Raw genomic sequence first — 21,231 nt, 5'->3', positions numbered from 1 at the left:
CCTGTTGCGGTTGCGCGCCTAGAGCCACACGGTCGCGACCAGCGCGGCGCAGCCTGCCGTCGCCGTGGCGGCCATGATGCAGGCCATGTGCAAGGCGATCTTGCGTTCCCGGCGACCGACGTTGGGATTGCCGTGATTGGCGGACTGCAGTTGTTCCCAGGTCGACGCGGCGCCGGCTTCCCGGCTTTGCAGGGCGGAGGCGGCGTTTGCCGTGGAGCGGGAAATGTTGGTGAGCCGCAGTGCCGGATAGGCCAGCAGCAGGCCGGCCAGGAACAGGGCGCATGCGCTGATCGCGCCCGCCGTGAACGCGGAGCTGTCCCGCGCGGCAAACAGGATGATGGCCGCGGCAAGGCCGACGAAATTCAAGCCGGCCAATGCCTTCAGTGCCTGCACTCCCCAGGGACCCGTGGCTTCCTCGGTGAAGTCGCCGACCGAGCGCCAGTAAGCGGCGTCATTGGAGGCGGCCTGGAAAAAGAAGGCGAGATCTCTTTGCAATGCATCGCCTTGCCTGCTGCCGGGGCTCGTGTCCCGGTGCCACTGGATGGCGAACTTCTTGCTTCGATCGGCGTCCGCGTGATGCGCGCGTGCCCAGTCTTGCGCCAGGCGTACCGCCTCGTCGACGGTAAGTACCCCCGCGGGCCTTGCACTGTCTTTCATTTTCATCGTCCCCATATATGGGATATTGTACTGGGCCAGCGTGGGGGCTGCGTTGATGCAGGACAGGAGGGCCGCGCGCCGCGGAGATCAAGGCAGGGCGTCGCCCGGGCGTGGGGCAGGCCGGGAAAAACGCACTTCGAGCAGACTGTTGCTGCGCAGTTTGATGGTGACGTCCGTTCGCCGCCTGCCCAGGGTGGCGGCAGCAGACAGGCCGAGGGCCATAGCGCCGATCCAGGCGGGAAGAAACCCGGCCAGGTCCCAACTCGTGATGCCGTTGTTGTAGGGCTGCTTGAGCACCTGCGCGGTCAGGCCGCGTTCTTGGCAGAGCGCCTGCATCGCCGCCACGGTTTGATCGATGTCTCCGATGTTCTCAAGAAAGAACGGTTCCTGCGCCAGTATCAGCCGGGCAAGTTCGCCGGCAGGCAGGCGGTTCTCGAAGTAGGTGCGTACCGTGGACATGTGGCGGGTTCCGGGCGTGTGGGACAGAGTCTATGCCAAATCCTCCCGCTGTTACGGTCCCGATTGGTCGTGTCTGTGTCTGGCGGGCGGGGCGCCAGCCGCACACACTTCCCAGGTCGCCGCGCAGTCCGCGCGGCCTGAGAGGACGTCCCATGCGCTACCGTTATGTCACCGCCGATGTGTTCACCAGCCAAGCATACGGCGGCAATCCGCTGGCAGTCGTGTTCGACGCTCAGGGGCTGAGCGCGGCGCAGATGCAGCGCATCGCGCGCGAATTCAACTATTCCGAAACCAGCTTTGTGCTGCCGCCGCGGGACCCCGCCCACACGGCCTGGGTGCGCATCTTCACGCCCGACCGCGAGGTGCCGTTCGCGGGGCATCCGAATGTGGGCACGGCCGTGGTGCTGGCGCGGGAAATGACGGCTTCGGGCTTGACCGTGCCGGATGCCTTCGTGTTCGAAGAGGAAGCGGGACTGGTGCGCATTGCGCTGCGCAAGGGCGCCGGGGGCGTGGACGCCGCGGAACTGCTCGCGCCGCAACCCTTGTCGCTCGCCAGCGAGGCGCCGGCCGCCGCGGTGGCGCGGGCCTTGAGCCTGGAACCCGCGGACATCGATAGCTCCGCGCATGCGCCGCAGGTGGCGTCGGTCGGCCTGGTCTTCCTGGTGGTGCAGTTGGCCAGCCGCGACGCCTTGCGCCGGGCCGTGCCCGACCCGGCGGGCTATGCGGCCCTGCTGCCGCTGGACGGCGCGAAGTCCATCTATGCCTATACCACCGATACTCGCCCGGGCGGGGCGGATGTGCAGGCCCGCATGTTCACCGGACGCATGACGGAAGACCCCGCGACCGGCAGCGCGACGGCGGCCATGACGGCATTGCGCGCTGCCCTGCGCGGAGAGGGCGCGCTGCGCCTGCGGGTGGAGCAGGGCGTGGACATGGGGCGCGCCAGTGTGCTGCTGGCCCACGCCGAACCGCGCGCCGACGGCGTGTGGGCAGGCGTGGCGGGCGAGGCCGTGGTGGTCATGGAAGGCACGCTGGGGGCGCCTGATGTGTCTTGAGCCTGGCGGCTCCGCGGAGCCTCGTGTATGCTTGACCGCATGAGCGTACCGCATTGCGCGCCGATTTTCGGTGCAAACCATCGACGAATCACTCGACGTCCAAGTTGAGTGGCTAGTCACGTCCGGGCGCCGAATCATCGGCGCCATCCTTTGAAAGCCACGATACCTCTCGTGGCTTTTCTGTTTCCGGCTGGTCCCGCTATCGAGGCGTATCGCAAGGCTTTCGTTGCCATCATTGAAGGAACGAAGCATGAGTGCGCAAGACCTCGCCATCCGGCCCTACCATTCGACCGACGAAGCCGCGATCATCCAACTGTGGCATGACTGCGGCCTGACCCGTCCGTGGAACGATCCGCGCAAGGACATTGCGCGCAAGCTCGCGGTGCAATCGGATCTTTTCCTGGTGGGGGAGGCGGAAGGCGCGATCGTCGGAACGCTGATGGGCGGCTATGACGGCCATCGTGCCTGGATCAATTACCTGGCGGTATCGCCTGCCCATCAGCGCCGTGGTTACGCGACCGCGCTGATGCTTGCGGTGGAGCGCAAGCTGCTGGAAATGGGCTGCCCGAAGATCAATCTGCTGATACGGTCGGGCAATGTCGCCGTCAAGGATTTCTATGCGACGCTGGGCTTTCAGCAGGACGAGGTCATCAGCCTGGGCAAGCGCCTGATTCCGGATCTTTGAAGAGACCCCGAACGGGCGCTTGCCGCGCGTCTCAGATCGCCACGGTCAGGTAGACCGCTTCGCGGCCCACGATGGGCATGCGCGTGGGCATGAAGATGGTGCAGTCGTCGCAGGGCGAACGGATTTCCTCTGCGCCGTTCATGGCGATCAGTTCGCCCTTTGCGAACGTTTCGAAGCCGATGACCGGACGGGTGAAGGCGAAGTTCTCGGACTTCACCATGTGCACTTCAAGCAGGCGATAGCGCTGCGGCACGGGCGGGGGCGGCGTTTCGGCGGAAGCATCGATCAGGCCCAGGTGCGCCAGGAAGCGCAGCGTGACGTCCGTCGCCAGGGCGGCGGCGGACTGCGCGAAATGCTGGCCGCATTCGACCACCAGCGAGCCGCCGCTATCGGAGTCCGGGTCGCCGTGGCGGCCGTAGCCCATTACGCCCGTGCCAGGAAACAGGTCGGGCGGCATTACCAGGTGCACCTGCGGCGCGCCGACGGCGCTGGCCAGCGCCGTGTTGCGGTCCATTTCCGTGTAGACCCAGAAGGGTTGCACGGGGGCGCGCGTGGAGTGGATATCCAGCACGAAGTCGGCGGCATCGAGCACCGGACGCAGTTCGCGGGCGCGGCGCAGTTCGGGGCTGTCTTCCGGACCGTCCAGCATGGCGGCCGACCAGATGCGGTTCAGGTTGTGGACGAGCTGGCGGTTTTCGTAGGGGTTCTCGATGTCGAAGGCTTCATAGGCCTCGACATGGGCGAAGCTGACGGTCAGCGTGCCGATCTTGGGCCGCACGCCCGTGTCCAGCAGATGGGTGGCGGCCACCATGCCACAGATCTCGTTGCCGTGCGTGATGGCGTTGATCAGCACGTGCGGGCCGGGGCGGCCCGATTCGAAACGATGCACATACGGAATGCCGACATTGCCCTTGCGGTAGGCCGCAAGATCGCGGGGCAAGACTTCGAGTGGGGCGGTGTCGGGTTCGAAAGCGGGATTTTTCATGGGAGTCGGGCCTATTCAGGACGGATGCCGGCGCGGTCGATAAGGTCTTTGTACAACGCCAGGCGTTCGGACATCATGGAGGTGAACTGTTGAGGCGTCTGATCTTCGGGCGGCAGCGCGCCGGCCTTTTCCAGGGATTGCGGCATGCCGTCCTCCTTGGCGGCGGTGCGCACGGCGGCCAGTAGTTTCTGAACGATGTCGTCAGGCGTGCCGGCGGGCGCGGCCAGGCCGATCCACGACATGGAGTTGAGCACGGGATAGCCCAGTTCTTCGAAGGTCGGCACATCGGGCAGCGAATCCAGCCGCTTGGGAGCGGCGACCGCCAAGGCCCGCATCTTGCCGACCTGGATGTGGGGCAGGAAGGGCGCGAGATTGTCCAGGGCGAACTGCGCCTGGTCGGAGAGCAGGGCATTGATAAGGGGGGCGCCGCCTCGGTATGGCACGTGCACCGCCTGCACTTGCAGGGTGTTCTTGAACAGCTCGGCGTTGAGTTGTCCCATGCTGCCGATCCCCGCGGTGGCGTAATGCAGCTGATCGGGACGCGCTTTCAGCAGGGCGACGAACTCCGCGAGGTTGCGGGCGGGCACGGCGGCGTTGGTCACCAGCACGTTCGGTGTGCGCGACAGCTGCGAAATCGAGACGAAATCCTTGATCGGGTCGTAGCCGATATCTCCGCGCATCAATGGGTTGGCCAGATGCGAGCTTTGCGAGGATGCAACCAGCGTGTAGCCGTCAGGCGTGGCACGCGCGACCCGCTTGCTGCCGATGGCGCCACCCGCTCCATCGCGGTTTTCGATAATGACGCTGGTGCCCAGCGCCTTGCCCAGGGCGTCCGCATACAGCCGGCCGATCAGGTCGACCGAGCCGCCCGCCGGAAAAGGAACGACCAGCGTGATGGGGCGCGACGGATAGGCATTGGCGCGCGCGGCCAACGGCAGCAAGGCGGCGCCCAGGCCGGCCAGGACCAGGCTGCGGCGGGCCAAGGACGGCCCCTGCGGGTGATGCTTCATGGAATTCTCTTGTGGTGACTGCGGGTTTGGTCTAATTTGCAATAGAAATTGCAGGCTGCAATATAAGATGCAATGAGTTTTGTGAAATTTGGGGTTATCACCTAGGACCTTCCAAGAATGAACCTGCACCAACGAATTGCCGGCTATGGCCGCAAGCTCAGCAAGACCGAACAGGTGCTGGTTGAGGAAATGCAGGCGCGCTATCCGCAAAGCTTGCTGGAATCGGCAACCGCATTGGCCAGGCTGGTCGGCACCAGCGCATCCACCGTGGTGCGATTGCTGGCCAAGCTGGGCTACGAAAGCTATGCGCAGGCGCAGATGGAGGCGCGCGCGGAAGTGACGGCGCGCCTGGCCTCGCCTGGCGAGCGCGCGGACGTGGTCGGCAGCGACAAGCCGTCGCCGCGCGCTTGCCTGCACAACGCCTTGCTGCATGATCAGCACAACCTGAAAGAGACGTACGCGTCCATCGACGTGGCCGCCTTCGAAGCGGCAGTGCGGCTGCTGACGCAACGCAGGGGGCGGGTGCATGTGCTGGGGCTGCGCCAGGCAGCGCCGTTGGCGAGCCATGTGGCGCTTTACCTGAACCTGTGCCTGCCATCGGTGAAACCCATGGTGGCCGCCGGCCCGCTGTTCCTGGAAGACCAGTTGCTCTGGATCGATGAGGCCGACGTGCTGCTGGCCTTCACGTTCCGACGCTATTCAGTTGCTGCGGCCAATGCGGTCAAATACTTCCGGCAGCGCGGCGGCAAGGTAATCCTGATCACCGATTCGGCATCGGCCCCCGCCGCGGCCTCTGCGCACCACGTGCTCATTGCGCGCAGTTCCAGCGCGTCGCCTTTCGATTCCTACACGGCGGCTTTCTCGGTATGCAATGCCCTGCTCGCAGCGGTAGCGCAGCGCAGCAAACAGGCCTTGGGCGCGGCGCTCGAGCGCGGCGAGGGCTTATGGGACGCGCAATGGATACGTCCGCCCGGCGCTCAATAGGGGAGTGGCGGCGCGCGGCCACGCTTCGCGCGCCAGTGGCAATCGACCCGGAAATGGGGCGATTCGAGGTCGTTTCCGCACGCTGCAAGATGCTTGCGCACTAGCTGCTCTAGTACGTCATAACTCCTTGAAAACATTGCTTTTCAAGCCGAATTATTTTTGGCATATTGCGGCCGGGCGAACTTCTTTCAGGAGCGAGGCATGGGCGCGTGGCCACAGCGTCATATCGATGGATTCGAGGTGGAATGCCAGGTCATCCGGCTGGATACCGGCGTGTTGGCTATCGAGGTTGCGGTGTGCCGCAGGACGGAGGGCGTTTTCGAGCGGCGCTGGTCGCTGCCGCGCTTCGTGACTTTCGACGACCCAGGCACAGCAAGACGCCATGCGGAACTGGTGTTGTCGGGCATCGTGTCGGTGGATGAGTCCACGGGCGAACCCCGTTACGGCATCCTGTAGGGGCGCTATCGAAGGGCGGGAACCCGCGGCGCAGGCAGGTTTTGTTTCTTTTCGCACAATCGTGTGCCTTGCGCGGGCGCATTTGCCCGGTACAGTGGTACAGGGTGACAACAAAAAGGAGAGTTCCATGTTTGATACTTTTCCTGTCTTGCGTCGCGCTGGCTTGGCCGCCGCGGCGATCGGCGTAGCCGGTCTGATGTTTACGGGCTGCACCACCACCAGTCCCAAATCCTCGGCCACCGCAACCGAGCAGCGCCAGTCATTGAACAGCGCGGCCGATGCCACGTTGGGCAAGCTTTACCAGGCATCGCCCCAGTCCAAGGAATTGGTCGCGCGCGCCAAGGGCGTGCTGGTGTTCCCAGACGTGCTGAGCGGCAGTTTCATCATCGGGGCGGAGCACGGCAAGGGCGTGTTGCGCGTGGGCGGTGCCAACGCCGGCTACTACAGCACCACGGCGGGCTCGGTCGGCTTCCAGGCCGGTGCCCAATCGAAGGCGATGGTGTTGCTGTTCATGACCGATGAGGCGTTGGCCAAGTTCCGCAATAGCAGTGGCTGGACCGTGGGTGCCGACGCTACGGTGGCGGTCGTCAATATTGGTGCGAACGGCCGGATCGACACGAATACGGCTCAACAGCCCATCGTCGGTTTCGTGATGAACAACGGCGGCCTGATGGCGGGCGTGTCCTTGGCTGGTACCAAGATCTCCAAGCTGGACCTGTAAGCCTTCTGGCAAAACAAAACGCCGCGGATGAGTCCTCCGCGGCGTTTTGCATTGGCTGGCCGCCGCAAGGGGCGGCCGGGCGTCAGCCCATGACGGAGTCGCCGTTGCTGCGCACCGCGCGCTCGCGCTGCATTTCGGCGGCTTCGATTGCCGGGTCCAGGCCGCGCCAGCGTTTGATGCGGCCACGATCCTGCTCGGGCTCCCAGCCGAGCATGCCGTAGCGTGTGATTTCGGTTTCACCGGTCTCGAATTCCACTTCGAAATAGCCCTGACGATCGGGTAGCGTGCCGCCGGGGAACCAGTCGGTTTCAGGCATGGTGTTCTCCTTGCTAGGCGATGGGAGGGACGCCGGCGCGGGCGCACGGCCCGCGTGGCGCTTTCATTGTGGAGGGGCGCGGAGGATCCCGCAAGTTTGCCGCGACGCGCTTTACGCAAGCGGGACGGCGGTGGTGTAGAGCACCTGCTTCAAGGCAAAGCTGGAGCGGATGCTGGCCACGCCCGGGATGCGGGTGATGTGTTCGACGATCAGTCGTTCCAGCGCATCGACGTCGGGCACCAGGGCGCGTATCAGGTAGTCGGCGTCGCCCGACATCAGGTAGCACTCCATGATTTCCGGCAGGACAGCGATCTCGCGTTCGAATACGTCCAGCGCCGCCTTGCGCTGCTTGTCCAGCGAAATCTGGATGAACACATTGACCTTCAGGCCAAGCTTGCGGGCGTTCAGCAGCGTGACGCGGCGGTCGATCAGGCCTTCGGTCTCAAGGCGGCGCACGCGGGCCAGGCAGGGCGAGGCGGACAGATTTACGCGCGCCGCAAGCTCGACATTGGTCAGCCGCGCATCGCGCTGGAGTTCGTTGAGGATACGGATGTCAGTGGCATCCAGGTTGATTTCCGGCATAAGTCACCTAGCTATCGTCATTCGGCCATTCAAGTGTGCCGAGTATGACGGGAAATTCGCATGAATGCAGTGAAAGATGCTGGGGTTTACCCTATAGACTATTCCATCATTTGGCGGTTTCGCCAAAACACGGAATATTCAAGCGGTAGATTGGCAGGAATGAGTCAGCAGAGCACGTTGGGCAGGTTTTTGCCGCTGGTCGGCGCGGTAGCCATCTGGGGCGGGAACTGGCCCATCATGAAGTTGGGGCTGGCGCACATGAGCCCGCTCTGGCTGGCCGCCAGCCGCTTCGGATCGGCCGCGTTGATCAGCGTGCTGGTGCTGGGCATGCTGGGCCGCCTGCGCCTGCCCACGCGGCAGGAGCTTCCGTTGGTGGCGGGCGTGGCGTTGCTGCAGATGGGTGCTTTTACCGCGCTGGCCCTGTGGGCGCTGCAGTACGTGGCGCCCGGACGCGCATCGGTGATCGCCTACGCCACGTCCATCTGGGTCATCCCGCTGTCGTCGCTGGTCTTGAAGGAACGCCTCTCGATGGCGCAATGGCTGGCGACGGCGTTGAGCTACGCCGGCATCGGCGTCATCGTCGCGCCGGCGTTCAGCCCCTGGCAGGCGCACACGGTGATAGGACTGGCCATGCTGCTGGGCGCCTCCTTCGCATGGGCGTGCAACATCATCCAGTTGCGCGGCAACCGGCATATCCGGCTGGGGGCGGACATGATTCCCTGGCAGACCGCCATCGCCGCGTTACCGTTGGCCGCATTGGCGTGGGCGCGTGACGGTGCGCCGGCCTTTCTCGCGGAGCCACAGGCCTGGCCGGTGATCCTGTACACCGGCCCGCTGGCCACCGCACTGACTTTCATCGTGGTGCTGGGCATGACGCAGAAAATGCCGCCGGTCGCGACTTCGATCGCCATGCTCTGCGTGCCGGTGATCGGTTTGATCGTTTCGTCGCTGGTTTTCCAGGAACGCATTTCGGCTGATCTCGCGCTGGGCCTGGCGCTTATCGCCGCCAGCGTGGCGGCGTCCGCGGCAGCGACACGCATGAAGCGTCCGCTCGCGCTGCGCCCTTCGTAGGCCGCGACTCGCGTACATCTCCGAGAGAAGCGCCGGCGCGTTCTAGAATGTCGTGCGCCGGGACCGGTTCCGGCTTCTCTTGCGGATGCGCGGCGGAAATGGATTCCTTATATGTGCTGGTCGCGGCGGGCGCCATGGCCGCAGGTTTCGTGCAGGGCCTGTCGGGTTTCGGCTTCGGCATGGTCGCCATGTCCTTCTGGGCCTGGACGATAGATCCGAAGCTTGCCGCCGCGATGGTGGTGTTCGGCTCGCTGACCGGCCAGTTGCTGGCCGCGTTTACGGTGCGCCGCGGCTTCACGGTGGCGCATCTGCTGCCGTTCGTTGCAGGCGGATTGCTGGGCATTCCGGTGGGCGTCAAGCTGCTGCCGTATCTGGACCCGCTGATGTTCAAGGCGCTGGTCGGCGGCCTGTTGGCGATCTGGTGCCCCATCATGTTGTTCGCGACACGCCTGCCTCCCATTACCGCCGGCGGACGGTTCGCGGATGGCGTGGTGGGCGCGATGGGCGGCGTCATGGGTGGCATAGGCGGATTCACGGGCGTTATCCCGACCTTGTGGTGCACCTTGCGCCGCTTCGACCGTGACGTGCAGCGCGCGGTGATCCAGAACTTCAACTTGTCGATGCTGGTCGTGACGATGGCGAGCTATGTCTACACCGGCGTGGTCACGCGCGACATGTTGCCGCTGTTTGGAGTGATCGTGCCCGCGATGCTGGTGCCGACCTTGTGGGGCACGCGCGTCTATGTGGGCATCAGCGATGCCGCGTTCCGCCGCATTGTGCTGGGTTTGCTTACGGTGTCGGGCGTGGCGTTGCTGGCCTCGTCGCTGCCCAGGCTGCTCACCTAGGGCGAGCCTGGCGGCGTGCTATCGTAGGGCATTCAAGAGAGAGTTACCGCATGGCATTGCACCGTTTCGAGAAAGGCGAGTTGGGCCATTGGCTGCGCATCGTGGCAGACAACTGCGAGCCCGGCGCTGCCCAGACTGAAGTGCCCGCGCACGTTGCACAGGCGCTGGAGACGCTGCGTTGCATTCAAGCCGGCGCCGACGGCCGCTGGCTCATCACCGACAAGGGCAAGCTCGCGCTGCGCATGGAAGAGCCCGGCGCGATCCACTTGAGGTAGTCCCGCGCAGGCGCGGCACCGCGAATTTCGATGAGGCGGGTCACAGTCGCGGCGCAGGACCTCATTCCGCGTTTTGCCGCGTCTTGAGCGTTTGCTGCTGCAATTCCTGCACAATTTGCGAATGTTTTCGCAGTATTTCGCAGCTTCGCGACTATTCGGGCCGTGCTACGGGAATTTCCTGAGACGGAATGCGCGATTTGGCTGCTTTTCGTCGTATCGCGGGCACCGAGTCGCCAGTAAGATGAACTTGCGTGACGTTTACGGGTCTATTCATTTGCGCGGGGATTCTGCCCCCGCAACGTCACGCGTGGTTCACGCGTTTAAGTAACCGACTGGGAGGTAGCACATGCAGCATCGTGACCAGGAAGTTCTGATCGACGTTTCCACAGCGGCCATGGATACCGGCGGATATGGCGTATTGCTGACGGTTACGGCCGAGGGCGGCACCGAAGTGGATGCCGCGTTTTCCCACTTGGGCAACTGCGCTTCGTTGGACGAAGCACGCGATCGCGCGGAAGTATTCGCGCAGAACTGGGTAGAGGAAAACATCTTCCGATAGGGCGCTTCGCCCTGGACGGAGCTGATTGGCGGGACCGGTCTGTGTGAGCATGACGCTTTGGAGAATACTCAACGGTTTGCGGCGAAAATTTCGGTTATCGTTGCTGCTCCAAAATCTGGGGCCCTTATTGGGTATGCGCCGTTCCAAGATGACTGCCGCACAGACCAACTCTTCACTTGCGGAGCACATCCGCGCACTACGCGACCATTTTGATTCCGTTGTCCTGCCTCTTTGGATGGGGCCGGGCTTCAATGGCGCGCTGGGTCTGCCTTTTGAATCGCTGGATGCGGCCACCGGCGCTGCGCTGCCGGCGCAGCGTTACCGCGCCATGGCTTGCGCGCGCCAGCTCTACATTTTTTCTGAGGCGCCGGGCGCGGCCGCCGGCGCGCATGCCGATCTGTTGTTCGAATCGCTGCGCCGTGTATTCCGTGACGACGTAAACGGCGGTTGGCGCTACAGCGTGGACGCCCAGGCGCGTCCGCTGGACGAAACCCAGGACCTGTATACCCACGCATTCATCGTGTTGGCATGCGCCGCGTATTTCCGCCGCAGCCGCAACGCGGATGCGCGCAAGCTCATGCTGGCGACTTCGTCGGTCATCGAGGCCCGTTTCAAGACCGCCGATTCGCTGTATCACGCGGCGTTGAGCGCCGACCTGAACCAGCCTCTGCGCGCGCCGGCGCAGAATCCGATGATGCACCTGACCGAGGCGTATCTGGCCGCCGCACATGTGGCGGAGCCTACGCTGTATGCGCAGCGTCTGCGTGGCCTGGCGCAAGGCATCAGCCATTTCTTCGTGCACGCGGCCTCGCAGTGCATTTCGGAAGAGCGGCAGGGCACTGCAGGCAACCGGCTGGAACCCGGCCACCAGTTCGAGTGGTTGTCGCTGGTGCACGGTTCGGCCGAGGTGTTCGAAGGCCTTGATCTGGCGGAATCGCTGCCGCGCGCGGTGCGTTGGTCGCGCCGCCTGGGGGTGGACGCGGGCGGGGTGGTGGCAGCGCTGGATGAATCCGGGGCCGTCATCGACGACACGCGCAGGATCTGGGCCCAGACCGAGTATCTGCGTGTACTCGGGGTGCTGGGAGACCTGCCCGCGCTGGAGGCGGGCTTGGCCATGTTCCGGACGCGTTTCCTGCACGCCGGGGGCTGGCATGAATGCCTGGATGCGGAGGGGACGGTGGTGCGCGCGGACATGCCTTCGACCTCGCCCTACCACTTGGCTACCTGCCTGGCCGCCATGCCGACCGTTGTTTAATTGTGGCGTTAACAATTATTTTTGGATTTATCGACATAGATTGATAGAAAAGTATTGGTGAAATCCCTTACAATTTAGTAACTATGTTTGTAGGGAAGCACCAATGAGCGTTATGTGCCTGGCTTGCCAACGCATTAACCCAGGGCTTGCGGGCGTTGCGCCGCATGCCCATCTGGGACATCAAGGATTTACCAACCCGACGCAGAAAGGCCGGGAAGAAAGCCGCGAAGACCACTTCCGTTGCCTGAATTGCGGTGCGAAATGGCTGCGCGAGACCGACAAGTGGGGCGTGGACCTGGGGTTCAAGCTCGCGCCTTGAGCATTCCGTCCCGTCATGTGAGCGGGCTCCTGTACAGGAGCCCGTTTTTGTTTTGTAGCAACTGCCGCCCGCTGCGCGAAACGACTTGTATCGACCGGCGGCCTACTCAGTCCGGGCTTGCGGCCAGCACGTCGGGATCCTGGCCGGCGGTCTCCAGCAGCCATTGGCGGAAACAGGCGAGCGCATAGTGATCGCGGCGCTGCGCCGGCGCGCAGAGGTGGTAGCCCCGGGCGATGCGTACGGGCAGCTCGGGAAATGGGGCGGCCACGCGCCCCGACTGCAGATCGTCGCGGACCAGGCAGCGCTGCAGGACGGCGATGCCCATGTCGGTCATGACCGCGCGTACCAGGATGGAAACCTGGTCGAAGCCGTTGGCCAGTTGCACCTTGGCGCGCGGCACGCCGGCGGCGGCCAGCCATTGCGTCCAGTTGTCCACGCCGTTGGAGTGGTAGAGCAGCGGCTCCCCCAGCAAGCCTGCGGGGGTGTCCCAGAGCCCTTGCGCGCGCCGTGCCGCCAGCCTTGCAGGGTGGCAGATGACAACCATTTCGCGGCCGATCACATAGTCCACCTGCCAGCCAGGCCATTGCTCGGGCAATCCGGACAGGATGCTCGCATCGGGCGTTTCGCCCGAGAAGTCTTCATTGCGGCGGTAGGCCGCGAAGCCTAGCTGGATGTCCGGATGGCGCGCGTGGAAGTCGGGCAGGCGGGGCACCAGCCAGGCGCTGGCCAGCGTCGGGACCGTGGACAGCGTGAGGCGCTGGCGGCGGTTGCCGGCTCGCAAGCCGGCGCTGAGCGTCTCGATCTCCTGCAGGGGACTTTGCGTGCCGTCGTACAGGCGGCGGCCGGTTTCGGTGAGCGTGAGGCCGTGGGCGTTGCGGTGCATCAGCGGTTGGCCGAAATGCGCTTCCAGGCGTGAAATGGCCCGGCTGACGGCGCCCTGGGTCACGCACAAGGTTTCGGCGGCCCGGGTGAAGCTGCCCAGGCGCGCCGCCGTCACGAAGGCGTGCAGTTCGGACATGGATGGCGAGTGCAGGCGCATTGCGTGTCTAGGGCCCTAGCATGACCAATGGTAATGAAGCCGTGCAATATAGTCGTTTGAAAGGGGACCGTAAAGTTCGGACACTGGCGGCCTTGTCGATTGACCTTCAACTTTCGGAGTCATCCCCATGTCTCGCCGCCTTCTGGGCCGGTCCGCGCGCGTCGCGCTTGCCGGCATGTTCGCCACGCTGACCTTCGCCGGCATCGCCCAAGCCGCCGACTATCCTGCCCGCCCCATCAAGCTGGTGGTGCCGTTCGCCGCCGGCGGTTCGACCGACATCGTGGCGCGCCTCGTGGCCGAGTACGCCGGCCGCGACCTGAAGCAGACTATCGTGGTCGAGAACAAGGCCGGCGCCGGCGGGTCGCTGGGCATGGAGCAGGTGGCGCGCGCTACGCCTGACGGCTACACGATCGGCATGGCCACGATGAGCACGCACGGCTCGAACCCGGCCGTCTTCCGCAAGATGAACTACGACCCGGTGAAGGATTTCGTGCCGGTGGCCAATGTGGTTGCGGTGCCCAGCATTTTCGCGATCAACCCGAATATCCCGGCCAAGAACATGGCCGAGTTCGTGGCCCTGGCCAAGCAGCAACCCGAACGTTACAGCTTTGCCTCGCCGGGCGTGGGTTCGCTGGGCCACGTGAATATCGAGAACTTCATGATGTTGTCGGGCATCAAGCTGCTGCACGTGCCCTACCGCGGCGCGGGCCCGGCGCTCAATGATGTCATGGGCGGCCAGGTGGACGCGATCACCGACAACCTGTCTTCGACCTTGCCTCAGGTGCAGGGCGGCAAGCTGCGCGCGCTGGCCGTGCTGGGCGCCGAGCGCTCGCCGCTGTTGCCCGACGTGCCGACCTACATCGAACTGGGCTATGCCGACATGGGCACGGGCGGCTGGTTTGGCCTGGTGGCGCCCGCCGGCACGCCGCCGGCCGTGATCGAGCGCCTGAACAAGGCGGTGCGCGCTGCGCAGGACGACCCGGAGTTCCGCAAGAAGGCCGAGGACGTGGGTGGTACGCTGGTGCGCACGACGCCCCAGGAATTCCAGGTGCAGATCGAGCAGGCCCTGGCCCGTTACGCCAAGGTCGCCAAGACTGCGAACATTCAGGCTGATTGACGATGACCCACGCCGACTTCGACGCTGTTTCCGTACACGAGCCCACGGGCCCGGCCTTGCCGCTGGTATGCGATTCGCCGCATAGCGGCGAGCGCTATCCTGATGATTTTGGGGCTGTGGCTACCCTGGCGCAGCTGCGCCAAGGCGAGGACACGCATGTGGACGCGTTGTGGTCGGCGGCGCCTGCCTTGGGCGCAACGCTGATCGCCGCGAACTTTCCGCGCGTCTACATCGATCCCAACCGCACGCTGCAAGACCTCGATCCGGAGCTGCTGGCGCAGCCCTGGCCCGAACCGCTGGATCCAGGTGAGAAGACCCGCCTGGGCAAAGGCTTGATCTGGCGCAGGATGGACAAGTCCACGCCGATCTATGATCGCAAGCTGACGTTGGCTGAAGTGCGGCATCGCATCCAGGCGTATTACGAGCCTTATCACGCTGCCTTGTCGCAGGCGATCCAGCAGGTGCGGCAGCGTTTTGGCGCGGTCTGGCACCTGAATCTGCACTCCATGCCCAACGACGCCTACGAGCGTCTGGGCCGCACGAGCGAGCATCCGTTGGCGGACTTCGTGTTGGGCGACCGCGACGGCTCGACCTGCGAGCCGGAGTTCATCGCCCTCATCGAAGCGGCGCTGCGCGACAAGGGCTATACCGTCGCGCGCAACGACCCTTACAAAGGCGTGCAACTGATTGCGCAGATCGGGCAGCCGGCCTTGAACCGCCACAGTCTGCAGGTGGAAATCCGCCGTCCGCTGTACATGGATGAGGTGACGCGCGAGCGCAATTCGGGCTTCGCGCCGCTGCAGGCCGACCTGTCCGATGTGCTGGGGCAGGTGGCGGCCTACGTGCGCACGCGCCAGGCGGCGCTGGCTTAAGTTTCCCTGCGGCGGGCCGTAGTCGGTAACAACGATCCGCGCCTTTCTGGGCGCGGCCACACGGAACCGCCATGGCTGAGAAGATCATCAACGGATTTTCGGTGCTCGCGTATGCGACCCAACCCGAGGGGCGCGTGCCGCCGCGCGCTTTCATCGAAACGCGGCGGCTGCCAAAAAAACAGACGCAGGCAGAGCTGGACGCGCAGGCCGCCGACCAGGCGGATGTGCCAGAGCAGATCGACGACGATAAGCCGGACCACCTGGCTTTCGAAATCTTCATCAGCCGGCGTTTCCGCAGCACGGTGGAGGCGATGTCGGCCGCGCGCAACGCGCTGGACCGCATCAAGCAGGTCGACGAAGAAGGCGTTCCGGACTACCTGCCCGAATAGCACGACCCTTCGGCGGCGGTGCGCCGCCCATATTGTTATCCCGACTTTGTATTTGTCGAACCCCTGAGCGCAGGCCGATGATGCCGCATGGCAATCATCGCCATTCACAGTCTGCTCAAAAGGAAGGTTGATGAATACGAACGTCCATTCCCGCGCCATCTCCACGCGGGGAATTTCGCGTCGCGCGTTGTTGCGCGCGGCAGGCGCTGCGGGTCTTGCCGCGCCGCTGGGCATGCTGGGCTCGCGCGTGCTGGCAGCCGACGCCTCGCCGCGCACTTTCAAGATCGCATGGAGCCAGACCGCGGTCTGCCAGTCGCCCGTGTCCGTGGCGTTGGAGCGCGGCTTCTTCGACAAATACAACCTGAAGGTCGAACGCATCAACTTCAGCGGTTCCACCGATCAGCTGCTGGAGGCAATCGCCACTGGCCACGCCGATGGCGGCATCGGCATGGCGCTGCGCTGGCTGAAGCCGCTGGAACAGGGCTTTGATGTGAAGCTGGCCGTGGGCACGCATGGCGGCTGCATGCGCCTGCTGACTGCGGCGGATTCGCCAATCAAAAGCGTCAACGACTTGAAAGGACGCCGCGTGGCCGTGTCTGACCAGGCCAGCCCGGTAAAGAACTTCTTCGCGATCCGCGTGGCGCAGCTGGGCATCGATCCGGAATCGGTGGACTGGCGCCAGTATCCCCAGGACCTGTTCGGCGAGGTCCTGCGCAAAGGCGAGGTCGACGCCATCGCCGGCGATGATCCTCTGATCTACACGCTGCGCGAAGACAACCACTTGCGCGAGATCGCCACCAACATCGAGGGTGACTACGAGAACCGCACCTGCTGCGTGCTGGGCCTGCGCGGCGATCTGGTGCGCAAGGATCCCGAGGCTGCCGCCGCCATTGCGCGCGCGGTGATCGATGCGCAGCGCTGGACAGCGTCCAATCCGGATGAGACCGCCCGCATTTTCGCGCCCTACGTGCCCGGTAAGGTGCCCGCGGAACGCGTGGCGGCCATCCTGCGCAGCCATAGCCATGGACATGCATCGACGGGCGCCGCGCTGCGTGAGGAAATCGTGGGCTACGCGAAAGACCTGAAGACGATCAAGGTGCTCAGCGCGGGCCTGGACGTCAACAAATACGCGCATGTGGTGGTGCCCAATGTCCTCGGCTGACGTTTTGCCCGGCGCCGCCGCGGGCGCGCCCTCGGCCATGCGCCACGGGCGCCTGTGGAAAACGGGGATCGCGGCCGCCGTCTTGTGGGCCGGAGTGGGCGGAGTGACGCTGGCGTGGCCGAATGTAGAGGTCGGCTTTTCGTCCTGGGGCTACACGCGTGAATTCGGCGCGGCAGCGCTGGCGCTAGCGATTGTGCTGTTGCTGGCCGCGGCGCCTGGCGCAGGCCAGTTGCGGGCGGTGCGCGCTTTGCATCGCGCTGGCCCCTGGCTCGCGGCCCTGGCCGTGGCGGTAGGGGCCTGGGAAATCACGACAGCCAAGCTGGCGCTCTTGCCCAGCCCGTTCTTCGCGCCGCCGCAATCGCTGATCGAGGTGTATGCCACCGACTACAAGCGGTTGGCCTACAGCCTGGTGAATTCGCTGTGGCTGTTGGCCAACGGCTTTGTGCTGGGCGCGGCCGCGGGCTTTCTGACCGGGGTTGCGATCGGCTGGTCGCGCGGACTGGGCTATTGGGTGCATCCGGTGCTGCGCTTTCTGGGCCCGGTGCCATCCACTGCCTTGCTGCCGATGGCGTTCTTCTTTTTCCCGTCGAGCTGGTCGGCCGCCGTGTTCCTGATCGCCCTGGCCACCTGGTTTCCGGTCACGGTGTTGACCTGGTCGGGCGTGGCCGGGGTAAACCGCGCGTACTACGACGTGGCACGCACCATGGGCGCCAATGAATGGTTCCTGGTGCTGCGCGTGGCGATCCCCGCGGCATTGCCGCAGGTCTTCGTGGGCCTGTTCATGGGGCTGGGCGCCTCATTCTCGGTGCTGGTGGCGGCCGAGATGATGGGCGTGAAATCCGGGCTGGGCTGGTACCTGTCCTGGGCCCAGGGCTGGGCGTCCTACGCCAATATGTATGGCGCGCTCATCGTGATGGCCCTGGTGTTCTCGGGCTTGATCACGCTGCTGTTCCTGGGCCGCGATCGCCTTTTGGCCTGGCAGAAGGGAGTCGTGAAATGGTAGGGGCGGTCTCGGAAAACGCGGGTGCGTCCGGCGCCGCGCTGGCCGTGCGCGGCGTGAACCATCACTTCGACCTGGACGGCGCGGAATTGCCGGTGCTTGACGGCATAGACCTGGAGGTGGAGTCGGGCGAGTTCGTGGCGTTGCTTGGGCCCAGCGGTTGCGGCAAGTCGACGTTGCTGCGCCTGGTCGCGGGCCTGGAGCCTCCCGCCGAGGGCGGCCTGCTGGCGGACGGCGAACCGATAACGGGGCCGTCGCCGTCACGCATCGTGGTGTTCCAGGATCCGACGCTGTATCCCTGGCGCACGGTCTGGGACAACGTAGCCCTGGGCCTGCAGGCGCGGGGGCTGCTTAAAGCGCAGCGTGGCAGGGTGGATGACGCCTTGCAGCGGGTGGGCCTGCAGGCGTTCGGCCAGGCGTACCCGCATCAGCTTTCGGGGGGCATGGCGCAGCGGGCCGCGCTGGCGCGCGCGCTGGTCAACGATCCCCGCATCCTGATCCTGGACGAGCCCTTGGGCAAACTGGATTCGCTGACGCGCATCGCCATGCAATCCGAACTGGTGGAACTGTGGCAACGCACGGGCTACACGGCCTTGCTGGTCACGCATGATGTGGAAGAGGCGCTGTTCATGGCCTCGCGCATTGTGGTGCTGAGCGAGCGGCCGGCGCGGATCAAGGCCGAGATCGTCAACGATCTGCCGTACCCCAGGCATCGCGGCGATCCGCGCCTGGCGGCGTTGCGCCATCGCGCGTTGGCCTTGCTGGGACTGGACGCAACGTGGTGAACCCTGCGCGTCGGCGGCTGCCCGGGCCGGCCGCCGCGCGGCCGCCATGGCGGCTTGTGGCCGTATTCACAATCGGGATCATGGTGCTGGCGCTGCTCCTGGCCGCGGCGGCCTGGCGCCAGCCCGGCGGTACGCCGGTGCTGGCCTATTGGCCTTTCCCGTGGCGCTACGATCCGGATCTGCCCGTCAGCCCGCATACCTGGCGCCGGCTATGGCTGGCGTTGGCGCAGACGGCGGCGGCGTTGGCGTTGCTTTGCGGCGCGCTGTTGGCCCAGCGTCGACGCCTGGCGTGGCTGTGCGCTGCCGCAATGATGGTGCTGTTTACGGACTGGCCGCGCCCGCAGATGCTGTTGACCGAGGCGCACAGTTCTTCCTATCAGCGGTCGGCATTGCCATTTTCCGATGAGAATCTGCTGCAAGGCGGGCGCCTGTACCAGGCACATTGCGCCGCGTGCCATGGCGCGGCGGCGGATGGACGTGGAGAGCGGGCGGCCAGCCTGCCCGTCTGGCCCAGTGTGCTGGGCGCCGCCTTGTTCCAGAACCGTCTGGAAGGCGAGCTGCATTGGCGTATCGCGCATGGCGGACGGGAGCCGGCCGATCGGCCCGCGATGCCGGCGTTCGGCGCCACCTTGAGCGCGGATGAGATCTGGCAGGTGCTGGATCATCTGCGTTTGCGGGCATATGGCGTCGATGGCGGCATTGGCATGCCGGCCGTGCCTGCGCCCGTCGTCGATCTGGTGTGCCGCGATGGCCGGGCGACGCGGTTGAGCGGCCTGCGCGGATTGCCCCTGCGGGTGATGGCGTATGCCGCGGGCGCGCCCGAGGAACCGCAGGATCCGCGGCTCCTGACCGTGGCGCTGACCCGTGGCGTGACCGAGGACGTGAATGCGGATTGCGTGGCCGCGGGAGCAGATGCCTGGAACGCCTATGCGCTGGCGGCGGGCGTTGCGCCCGGAGAGCTGGCAGGCGCGCAGTTCATGGTCGACCGGCAGGGCTGGCTGCGCGCGCGCCGGCTGCCGGGCGCGGCGCCCGCCTGGACCAGCGCGGACGAGGTCTGCGGGCCGGGAGGACGGATGGAGGGCACGACGGCCCGCGGGCTGGGCGAGTTGTTGCTGGCAATGGACCGTGCGCCCATTGCCATTCCTGATACGCGGCGCGAACGCTAGGCGCGGCGGTTAATTAAGCACATTCCAACCCATGCGAGGCCTGCAACATGAGTACGTTGAACGAGTATCTGGACCAGAAGCGCGCCGCCGTGCTGGCGCGTAACGGACGCGATCCGAAGTCCGTGGAGCCGGTGAAGCTGCGCGCGCACGTCAGTGCGGAAGGACGCAGCGGCGTGCGCCGCATCCGGATCCGCGACCATCAGGTGGTCAGCGATAGTCCGGCCGATTTCGCGGGCTATGACCTGGGGCCGAGTTCGCCCGAATTGCTGTTGGGATCGCTGGGGAGTTGCCTGACCCACATCTTCCTGATCAAGGCGGCGGAATTGGAACTGCCGTTGGAGTCACTGCAGGTCGAGATCGAAGGCGATCTGGACCCGCGCGGCGGCAAGCCGGGCTATGAGCGCGTGCCGTTCTTTCCGCACAACATCCGCTATACCGCGCATATCGTGTCGCCCGCCGACGAGAGCGCGGTGCGAGCCGTGCACGAGGCCGTGGAGCAATGGTGCCCGATCCTGAACCTGTTGAAGCAGCCGCAACCGCTGGAAGGCAGGCTGCTGCACACCCAGACCGCTGCGCAGTAGCCCCCGGGCGCGGGGGCTCAGGTCAGCGTGCTGCGCATCAGGATTTCGGTCAGCGCCCGCGTAGGCTTGTTGGGGGCGGGAGCCGAAATCACGATGAATTCGACCTGGGGCAGCGCGGGCAGTTGGGCGGCGCCCGTTGGCGCGGCGAGACCCGCCGTGGACAGGTGCGAGGGTTGCACCGTAATGCCCAGGCCGGCGCGGGCAGCCGCCTGGCAGCCCGCATAGCTGGTGCTGGTGCATACGATCTGCCAGCTGCGGCCGGCGCGCGCCAGCGCATCCAGCGCCAGCGCGCGCGTCACGCTGGGTTCGCGCAGCAGTATCAGCGGCAGCGGCTCGCCGGGCGCCACGCGCAAGCCTTCCTTGGCCCGCCAGAGCAGGGCTTCCTTGTGCAGGGTCTGCCCCCGGCGGTCGCCCTTGCGGCGCTTGCCTATCATCACATCCAGGCCGTTGTCGTCCAGCAGCTTGTAGAGCTCGCTGGTGACGCCGATGGTCAGATCCAGTTCCACTTCGGGGTGCGCCAGGCGGAAGGCGGCCAGCACGTCGGGCAGCGGCCCCATCGCCAGGTCGTCCGAGGTCCCCAGGCGCACGCGCCCGCGCAGGCGAGGAGCGTCGAACAGGCGTTCGGCGCGCTCATGGGCATCCAGGATGATCTGCGCATGGACCAGCAGGCTGCGGCCGTCGCTGGTGAGCGCGAGCGAGTGCGTATCGCGCTGGAACAGGCGCCGGTTCAGCGCCTGCTCCAGCTGGCGGATGTGCTCGCTGACCGTAGGCTGGGTCAGGCCCAGCCGGCGGGCGGTCTCGGTGAAGCTGGGCGCGGCGGCGGCCGCGGCGAAAGTCTTGAGCCACAAAGGATTGAGCATGGGAGGCGGGTCATAGGAAAAACCGA

27 protein-coding genes are annotated in these 21,231 nt (G+C 65.5%); 19 read left to right on the top strand and 8 right to left on the bottom strand.

Features of this window, described 5'->3' with window-relative positions; all coding sequences use genetic code 11:
- Nucleotides 1-18 precede the first annotated feature (18 nt).
- Nucleotides 19-657, bottom strand: a complete 639-nt coding sequence (locus tag VCS63_RS27815) for a hypothetical protein (protein ID WP_042792980.1) — start codon at nucleotides 655-657, stop codon at nucleotides 19-21.
- An 87-nt stretch (nucleotides 658-744) separates the two neighbouring features.
- Complete coding sequence (locus VCS63_RS27810) at nucleotides 745-1,116, bottom strand: hypothetical protein (RefSeq protein ID WP_112965288.1); 372 nt, start codon at nucleotides 1,114-1,116, stop codon at nucleotides 745-747.
- Nucleotides 1,117-1,268: 152 nt separating this feature from the next.
- Between VCS63_RS27810 and VCS63_RS27805 the strand changes: the two genes are divergently transcribed.
- Together VCS63_RS27805 and VCS63_RS27800 are read left to right on the top strand one after the other, a co-directional pair.
- Nucleotides 1,269-2,171 carry a PhzF family phenazine biosynthesis protein gene (locus VCS63_RS27805; RefSeq protein WP_112965289.1) on the top strand — a complete coding sequence of 301 codons (903 nt, stop codon included), beginning with the start codon at nucleotides 1,269-1,271 and terminating at the stop codon, nucleotides 2,169-2,171.
- A 250-nt stretch (nucleotides 2,172-2,421) separates the two neighbouring features.
- The gene (locus VCS63_RS27800; RefSeq protein WP_042792982.1) at nucleotides 2,422-2,856 is read left to right on the top strand and encodes a GNAT family acetyltransferase; all 435 of its coding nucleotides are present in this window, start codon (nucleotides 2,422-2,424) and stop codon (nucleotides 2,854-2,856) included.
- 31 nt (nucleotides 2,857-2,887) lie between these two features.
- Here the strand turns inward: VCS63_RS27800 and VCS63_RS27795 are convergent, their stop codons facing one another.
- Nucleotides 2,888-3,841: a succinylglutamate desuccinylase/aspartoacylase domain-containing protein gene (locus tag VCS63_RS27795; RefSeq protein WP_042792983.1), complete on the bottom strand. Its 954-nt coding sequence runs from the start codon at nucleotides 3,839-3,841 to the stop codon at nucleotides 2,888-2,890.
- A gap of 11 nt (nucleotides 3,842-3,852) precedes the next feature.
- A complete protein-coding gene (locus VCS63_RS27790) occupies nucleotides 3,853-4,851 on the bottom strand; it encodes a Bug family tripartite tricarboxylate transporter substrate binding protein (RefSeq protein WP_042792984.1) in 999 nt (332 codons plus the stop codon).
- Between the two features lie 117 nt (nucleotides 4,852-4,968).
- On the opposite strand from VCS63_RS27790, the gene VCS63_RS27785 reads away from it, so the two are divergent.
- The 3 genes from VCS63_RS27785 (at nucleotide 4,969) to VCS63_RS27775 (ending at nucleotide 7,012) form a co-directional block, all read left to right on the top strand.
- Complete coding sequence (locus tag VCS63_RS27785) at nucleotides 4,969-5,835, top strand: MurR/RpiR family transcriptional regulator (protein ID WP_042792985.1); 867 nt, start codon at nucleotides 4,969-4,971, stop codon at nucleotides 5,833-5,835.
- A 201-nt stretch (nucleotides 5,836-6,036) separates the two neighbouring features.
- On the top strand, nucleotides 6,037-6,291 hold the full coding sequence (locus VCS63_RS27780) for a hypothetical protein (RefSeq protein ID WP_042792986.1): 255 nt from the start codon (nucleotides 6,037-6,039) through the stop codon (nucleotides 6,289-6,291).
- A 127-nt stretch (nucleotides 6,292-6,418) separates the two neighbouring features.
- Nucleotides 6,419-7,012 carry a YSC84-related protein gene (locus tag VCS63_RS27775; RefSeq protein WP_042792987.1) on the top strand — a complete coding sequence of 198 codons (594 nt, stop codon included), beginning with the start codon at nucleotides 6,419-6,421 and terminating at the stop codon, nucleotides 7,010-7,012.
- Nucleotides 7,013-7,094: 82 nt separating this feature from the next.
- Here VCS63_RS27775 and VCS63_RS27770 read toward each other — a convergent pair whose 3' ends face one another.
- Together VCS63_RS27770 and VCS63_RS27765 are read right to left on the bottom strand one after the other, a co-directional pair.
- Nucleotides 7,095-7,328 carry a hypothetical protein gene (locus VCS63_RS27770; RefSeq protein WP_042792988.1) on the bottom strand — a complete coding sequence of 78 codons (234 nt, stop codon included), beginning with the start codon at nucleotides 7,326-7,328 and terminating at the stop codon, nucleotides 7,095-7,097.
- 111 nt (nucleotides 7,329-7,439) lie between these two features.
- The gene (locus tag VCS63_RS27765) at nucleotides 7,440-7,910 is read right to left on the bottom strand and encodes an Lrp/AsnC family transcriptional regulator (protein ID WP_006226939.1); all 471 of its coding nucleotides are present in this window, start codon (nucleotides 7,908-7,910) and stop codon (nucleotides 7,440-7,442) included.
- A 159-nt stretch (nucleotides 7,911-8,069) separates the two neighbouring features.
- On the opposite strand from VCS63_RS27765, the gene VCS63_RS27760 reads away from it, so the two are divergent.
- The 6 genes from VCS63_RS27760 (at nucleotide 8,070) to VCS63_RS27735 (ending at nucleotide 12,234) form a co-directional block, all read left to right on the top strand.
- The gene (locus VCS63_RS27760; protein WP_063640458.1) at nucleotides 8,070-8,981 is read left to right on the top strand and encodes a DMT family transporter; all 912 of its coding nucleotides are present in this window, start codon (nucleotides 8,070-8,072) and stop codon (nucleotides 8,979-8,981) included.
- Nucleotides 8,982-9,079: 98 nt separating this feature from the next.
- The gene (locus tag VCS63_RS27755; protein ID WP_042792990.1) at nucleotides 9,080-9,826 is read left to right on the top strand and encodes a sulfite exporter TauE/SafE family protein; all 747 of its coding nucleotides are present in this window, start codon (nucleotides 9,080-9,082) and stop codon (nucleotides 9,824-9,826) included.
- Between the two features lie 50 nt (nucleotides 9,827-9,876).
- A complete protein-coding gene (locus VCS63_RS27750) occupies nucleotides 9,877-10,101 on the top strand; it encodes a hypothetical protein (protein WP_042792992.1) in 225 nt (74 codons plus the stop codon).
- A 346-nt stretch (nucleotides 10,102-10,447) separates the two neighbouring features.
- A complete protein-coding gene (locus VCS63_RS27745; protein ID WP_008159938.1) occupies nucleotides 10,448-10,660 on the top strand; it encodes a hypothetical protein in 213 nt (70 codons plus the stop codon).
- 148 nt (nucleotides 10,661-10,808) lie between these two features.
- Complete coding sequence (locus VCS63_RS27740; protein WP_042796930.1) at nucleotides 10,809-11,915, top strand: AGE family epimerase/isomerase; 1,107 nt, start codon at nucleotides 10,809-10,811, stop codon at nucleotides 11,913-11,915.
- Nucleotides 11,916-12,018: 103 nt separating this feature from the next.
- Entirely contained in the window at nucleotides 12,019-12,234 is a 216-nt protein-coding gene (locus tag VCS63_RS27735; protein ID WP_042792993.1) for a hypothetical protein, read from the top strand.
- A 106-nt stretch (nucleotides 12,235-12,340) separates the two neighbouring features.
- On the opposite strand, the gene VCS63_RS27730 is transcribed toward VCS63_RS27735, so the two are convergent.
- The gene (locus VCS63_RS27730; protein WP_063640457.1) at nucleotides 12,341-13,273 is read right to left on the bottom strand and encodes a LysR substrate-binding domain-containing protein; all 933 of its coding nucleotides are present in this window, start codon (nucleotides 13,271-13,273) and stop codon (nucleotides 12,341-12,343) included.
- Nucleotides 13,274-13,400: 127 nt separating this feature from the next.
- On the opposite strand from VCS63_RS27730, the gene VCS63_RS27725 reads away from it, so the two are divergent.
- The 8 genes from VCS63_RS27725 to VCS63_RS27690 all read left to right on the top strand — a co-directional run bounded on the left by VCS63_RS27725 (nucleotide 13,401) and on the right by VCS63_RS27690 (nucleotide 20,345).
- The gene (locus VCS63_RS27725) at nucleotides 13,401-14,390 is read left to right on the top strand and encodes a Bug family tripartite tricarboxylate transporter substrate binding protein (protein ID WP_042792994.1); all 990 of its coding nucleotides are present in this window, start codon (nucleotides 13,401-13,403) and stop codon (nucleotides 14,388-14,390) included.
- 2 nt (nucleotides 14,391-14,392) lie between these two features.
- Nucleotides 14,393-15,262 carry an N-formylglutamate amidohydrolase gene (locus VCS63_RS27720; RefSeq protein ID WP_042792995.1) on the top strand — a complete coding sequence of 290 codons (870 nt, stop codon included), beginning with the start codon at nucleotides 14,393-14,395 and terminating at the stop codon, nucleotides 15,260-15,262.
- Nucleotides 15,263-15,333: 71 nt separating this feature from the next.
- On the top strand, nucleotides 15,334-15,651 hold the full coding sequence (locus VCS63_RS27715) for a hypothetical protein (RefSeq protein WP_042792996.1): 318 nt from the start codon (nucleotides 15,334-15,336) through the stop codon (nucleotides 15,649-15,651).
- A 130-nt stretch (nucleotides 15,652-15,781) separates the two neighbouring features.
- Nucleotides 15,782-16,813 (top strand): ABC transporter substrate-binding protein, encoded by a 1,032-nt coding sequence (locus VCS63_RS27710; protein WP_063640456.1) that lies wholly within the window; start codon nucleotides 15,782-15,784, stop codon nucleotides 16,811-16,813.
- Nucleotides 16,800-17,816, top strand: coding sequence for an ABC transporter permease (locus tag VCS63_RS27705; protein WP_416379214.1), 1,017 nt, complete (start codon nucleotides 16,800-16,802; stop codon nucleotides 17,814-17,816). The genes VCS63_RS27710 and VCS63_RS27705 overlap by 14 nt, the downstream gene beginning before the upstream one ends.
- Nucleotides 17,810-18,598 (top strand): ABC transporter ATP-binding protein, encoded by a 789-nt coding sequence (locus VCS63_RS27700; protein ID WP_323881639.1) that lies wholly within the window; start codon nucleotides 17,810-17,812, stop codon nucleotides 18,596-18,598. Before VCS63_RS27705 ends, VCS63_RS27700 begins: the two co-directional genes overlap by 7 nt.
- Nucleotides 18,599-18,654: 56 nt before the next feature.
- Entirely contained in the window at nucleotides 18,655-19,764 is a 1,110-nt protein-coding gene (locus VCS63_RS27695) for a c-type cytochrome (protein ID WP_323881637.1), read from the top strand.
- Nucleotides 19,765-19,811: 47 nt separating this feature from the next.
- Complete coding sequence (locus VCS63_RS27690; protein ID WP_042793000.1) at nucleotides 19,812-20,345, top strand: OsmC family protein; 534 nt, start codon at nucleotides 19,812-19,814, stop codon at nucleotides 20,343-20,345.
- A 17-nt stretch (nucleotides 20,346-20,362) separates the two neighbouring features.
- Here VCS63_RS27690 and VCS63_RS27685 read toward each other — a convergent pair whose 3' ends face one another.
- Nucleotides 20,363-21,205, bottom strand: coding sequence for a LysR family transcriptional regulator (locus VCS63_RS27685; RefSeq protein ID WP_112965294.1), 843 nt, complete (start codon nucleotides 21,203-21,205; stop codon nucleotides 20,363-20,365).
- Nucleotides 21,206-21,231 lie beyond the last annotated feature (26 nt).

Source organism: Achromobacter sp. D10 (assembly GCF_035282245.1).
Lineage (GTDB): Bacteria > Pseudomonadota > Gammaproteobacteria > Burkholderiales > Burkholderiaceae_B > Achromobacter > Achromobacter insolitus.
This window is presented reverse-complemented; position numbering and strand designations above follow the sequence as displayed.

Coding starts and splice junctions, on each gene's coding strand:
- VCS63_RS27700 (WP_323881639.1), top strand. CDS start 17,810: ATGGTAGGGGCGGTCTCGGAAAACGCGGGTGCGTCCGGCGCCGCGCTG.
- VCS63_RS27745 (WP_008159938.1), top strand. CDS start 10,448: ATGCAGCATCGTGACCAGGAAGTTCTGATCGACGTTTCCACAGCGGCC.
- VCS63_RS27710 (WP_063640456.1), top strand. CDS start 15,782: ATGAATACGAACGTCCATTCCCGCGCCATCTCCACGCGGGGAATTTCG.
- VCS63_RS27785 (WP_042792985.1), top strand. CDS start 4,969: ATGAACCTGCACCAACGAATTGCCGGCTATGGCCGCAAGCTCAGCAAG.
- VCS63_RS27790 (WP_042792984.1), bottom strand. CDS start 4,851: ATGAAGCATCACCCGCAGGGGCCGTCCTTGGCCCGCCGCAGCCTGGTC.
- VCS63_RS27740 (WP_042796930.1), top strand. CDS start 10,809: ATGACTGCCGCACAGACCAACTCTTCACTTGCGGAGCACATCCGCGCA.
- VCS63_RS27705 (WP_416379214.1), top strand. CDS start 16,800: ATGTCCTCGGCTGACGTTTTGCCCGGCGCCGCCGCGGGCGCGCCCTCG.
- VCS63_RS27805 (WP_112965289.1), top strand. CDS start 1,269: ATGCGCTACCGTTATGTCACCGCCGATGTGTTCACCAGCCAAGCATAC.
- VCS63_RS27810 (WP_112965288.1), bottom strand. CDS start 1,116: ATGTCCACGGTACGCACCTACTTCGAGAACCGCCTGCCTGCCGGCGAA.
- VCS63_RS27735 (WP_042792993.1), top strand. CDS start 12,019: ATGAGCGTTATGTGCCTGGCTTGCCAACGCATTAACCCAGGGCTTGCG.
- VCS63_RS27795 (WP_042792983.1), bottom strand. CDS start 3,841: ATGAAAAATCCCGCTTTCGAACCCGACACCGCCCCACTCGAAGTCTTG.
- VCS63_RS27760 (WP_063640458.1), top strand. CDS start 8,070: ATGAGTCAGCAGAGCACGTTGGGCAGGTTTTTGCCGCTGGTCGGCGCG.
- VCS63_RS27690 (WP_042793000.1), top strand. CDS start 19,812: ATGAGTACGTTGAACGAGTATCTGGACCAGAAGCGCGCCGCCGTGCTG.
- VCS63_RS27715 (WP_042792996.1), top strand. CDS start 15,334: ATGGCTGAGAAGATCATCAACGGATTTTCGGTGCTCGCGTATGCGACC.
- VCS63_RS27800 (WP_042792982.1), top strand. CDS start 2,422: ATGAGTGCGCAAGACCTCGCCATCCGGCCCTACCATTCGACCGACGAA.
- VCS63_RS27720 (WP_042792995.1), top strand. CDS start 14,393: ATGACCCACGCCGACTTCGACGCTGTTTCCGTACACGAGCCCACGGGC.
- VCS63_RS27765 (WP_006226939.1), bottom strand. CDS start 7,910: ATGCCGGAAATCAACCTGGATGCCACTGACATCCGTATCCTCAACGAA.
- VCS63_RS27725 (WP_042792994.1), top strand. CDS start 13,401: ATGTCTCGCCGCCTTCTGGGCCGGTCCGCGCGCGTCGCGCTTGCCGGC.
- VCS63_RS27775 (WP_042792987.1), top strand. CDS start 6,419: ATGTTTGATACTTTTCCTGTCTTGCGTCGCGCTGGCTTGGCCGCCGCG.
- VCS63_RS27730 (WP_063640457.1), bottom strand. CDS start 13,273: ATGCGCCTGCACTCGCCATCCATGTCCGAACTGCACGCCTTCGTGACG.
- VCS63_RS27780 (WP_042792986.1), top strand. CDS start 6,037: ATGGGCGCGTGGCCACAGCGTCATATCGATGGATTCGAGGTGGAATGC.
- VCS63_RS27685 (WP_112965294.1), bottom strand. CDS start 21,205: ATGCTCAATCCTTTGTGGCTCAAGACTTTCGCCGCGGCCGCCGCCGCG.
- VCS63_RS27755 (WP_042792990.1), top strand. CDS start 9,080: ATGGATTCCTTATATGTGCTGGTCGCGGCGGGCGCCATGGCCGCAGGT.
- VCS63_RS27770 (WP_042792988.1), bottom strand. CDS start 7,328: ATGCCTGAAACCGACTGGTTCCCCGGCGGCACGCTACCCGATCGTCAG.
- VCS63_RS27815 (WP_042792980.1), bottom strand. CDS start 657: ATGAAAGACAGTGCAAGGCCCGCGGGGGTACTTACCGTCGACGAGGCG.
- VCS63_RS27750 (WP_042792992.1), top strand. CDS start 9,877: ATGGCATTGCACCGTTTCGAGAAAGGCGAGTTGGGCCATTGGCTGCGC.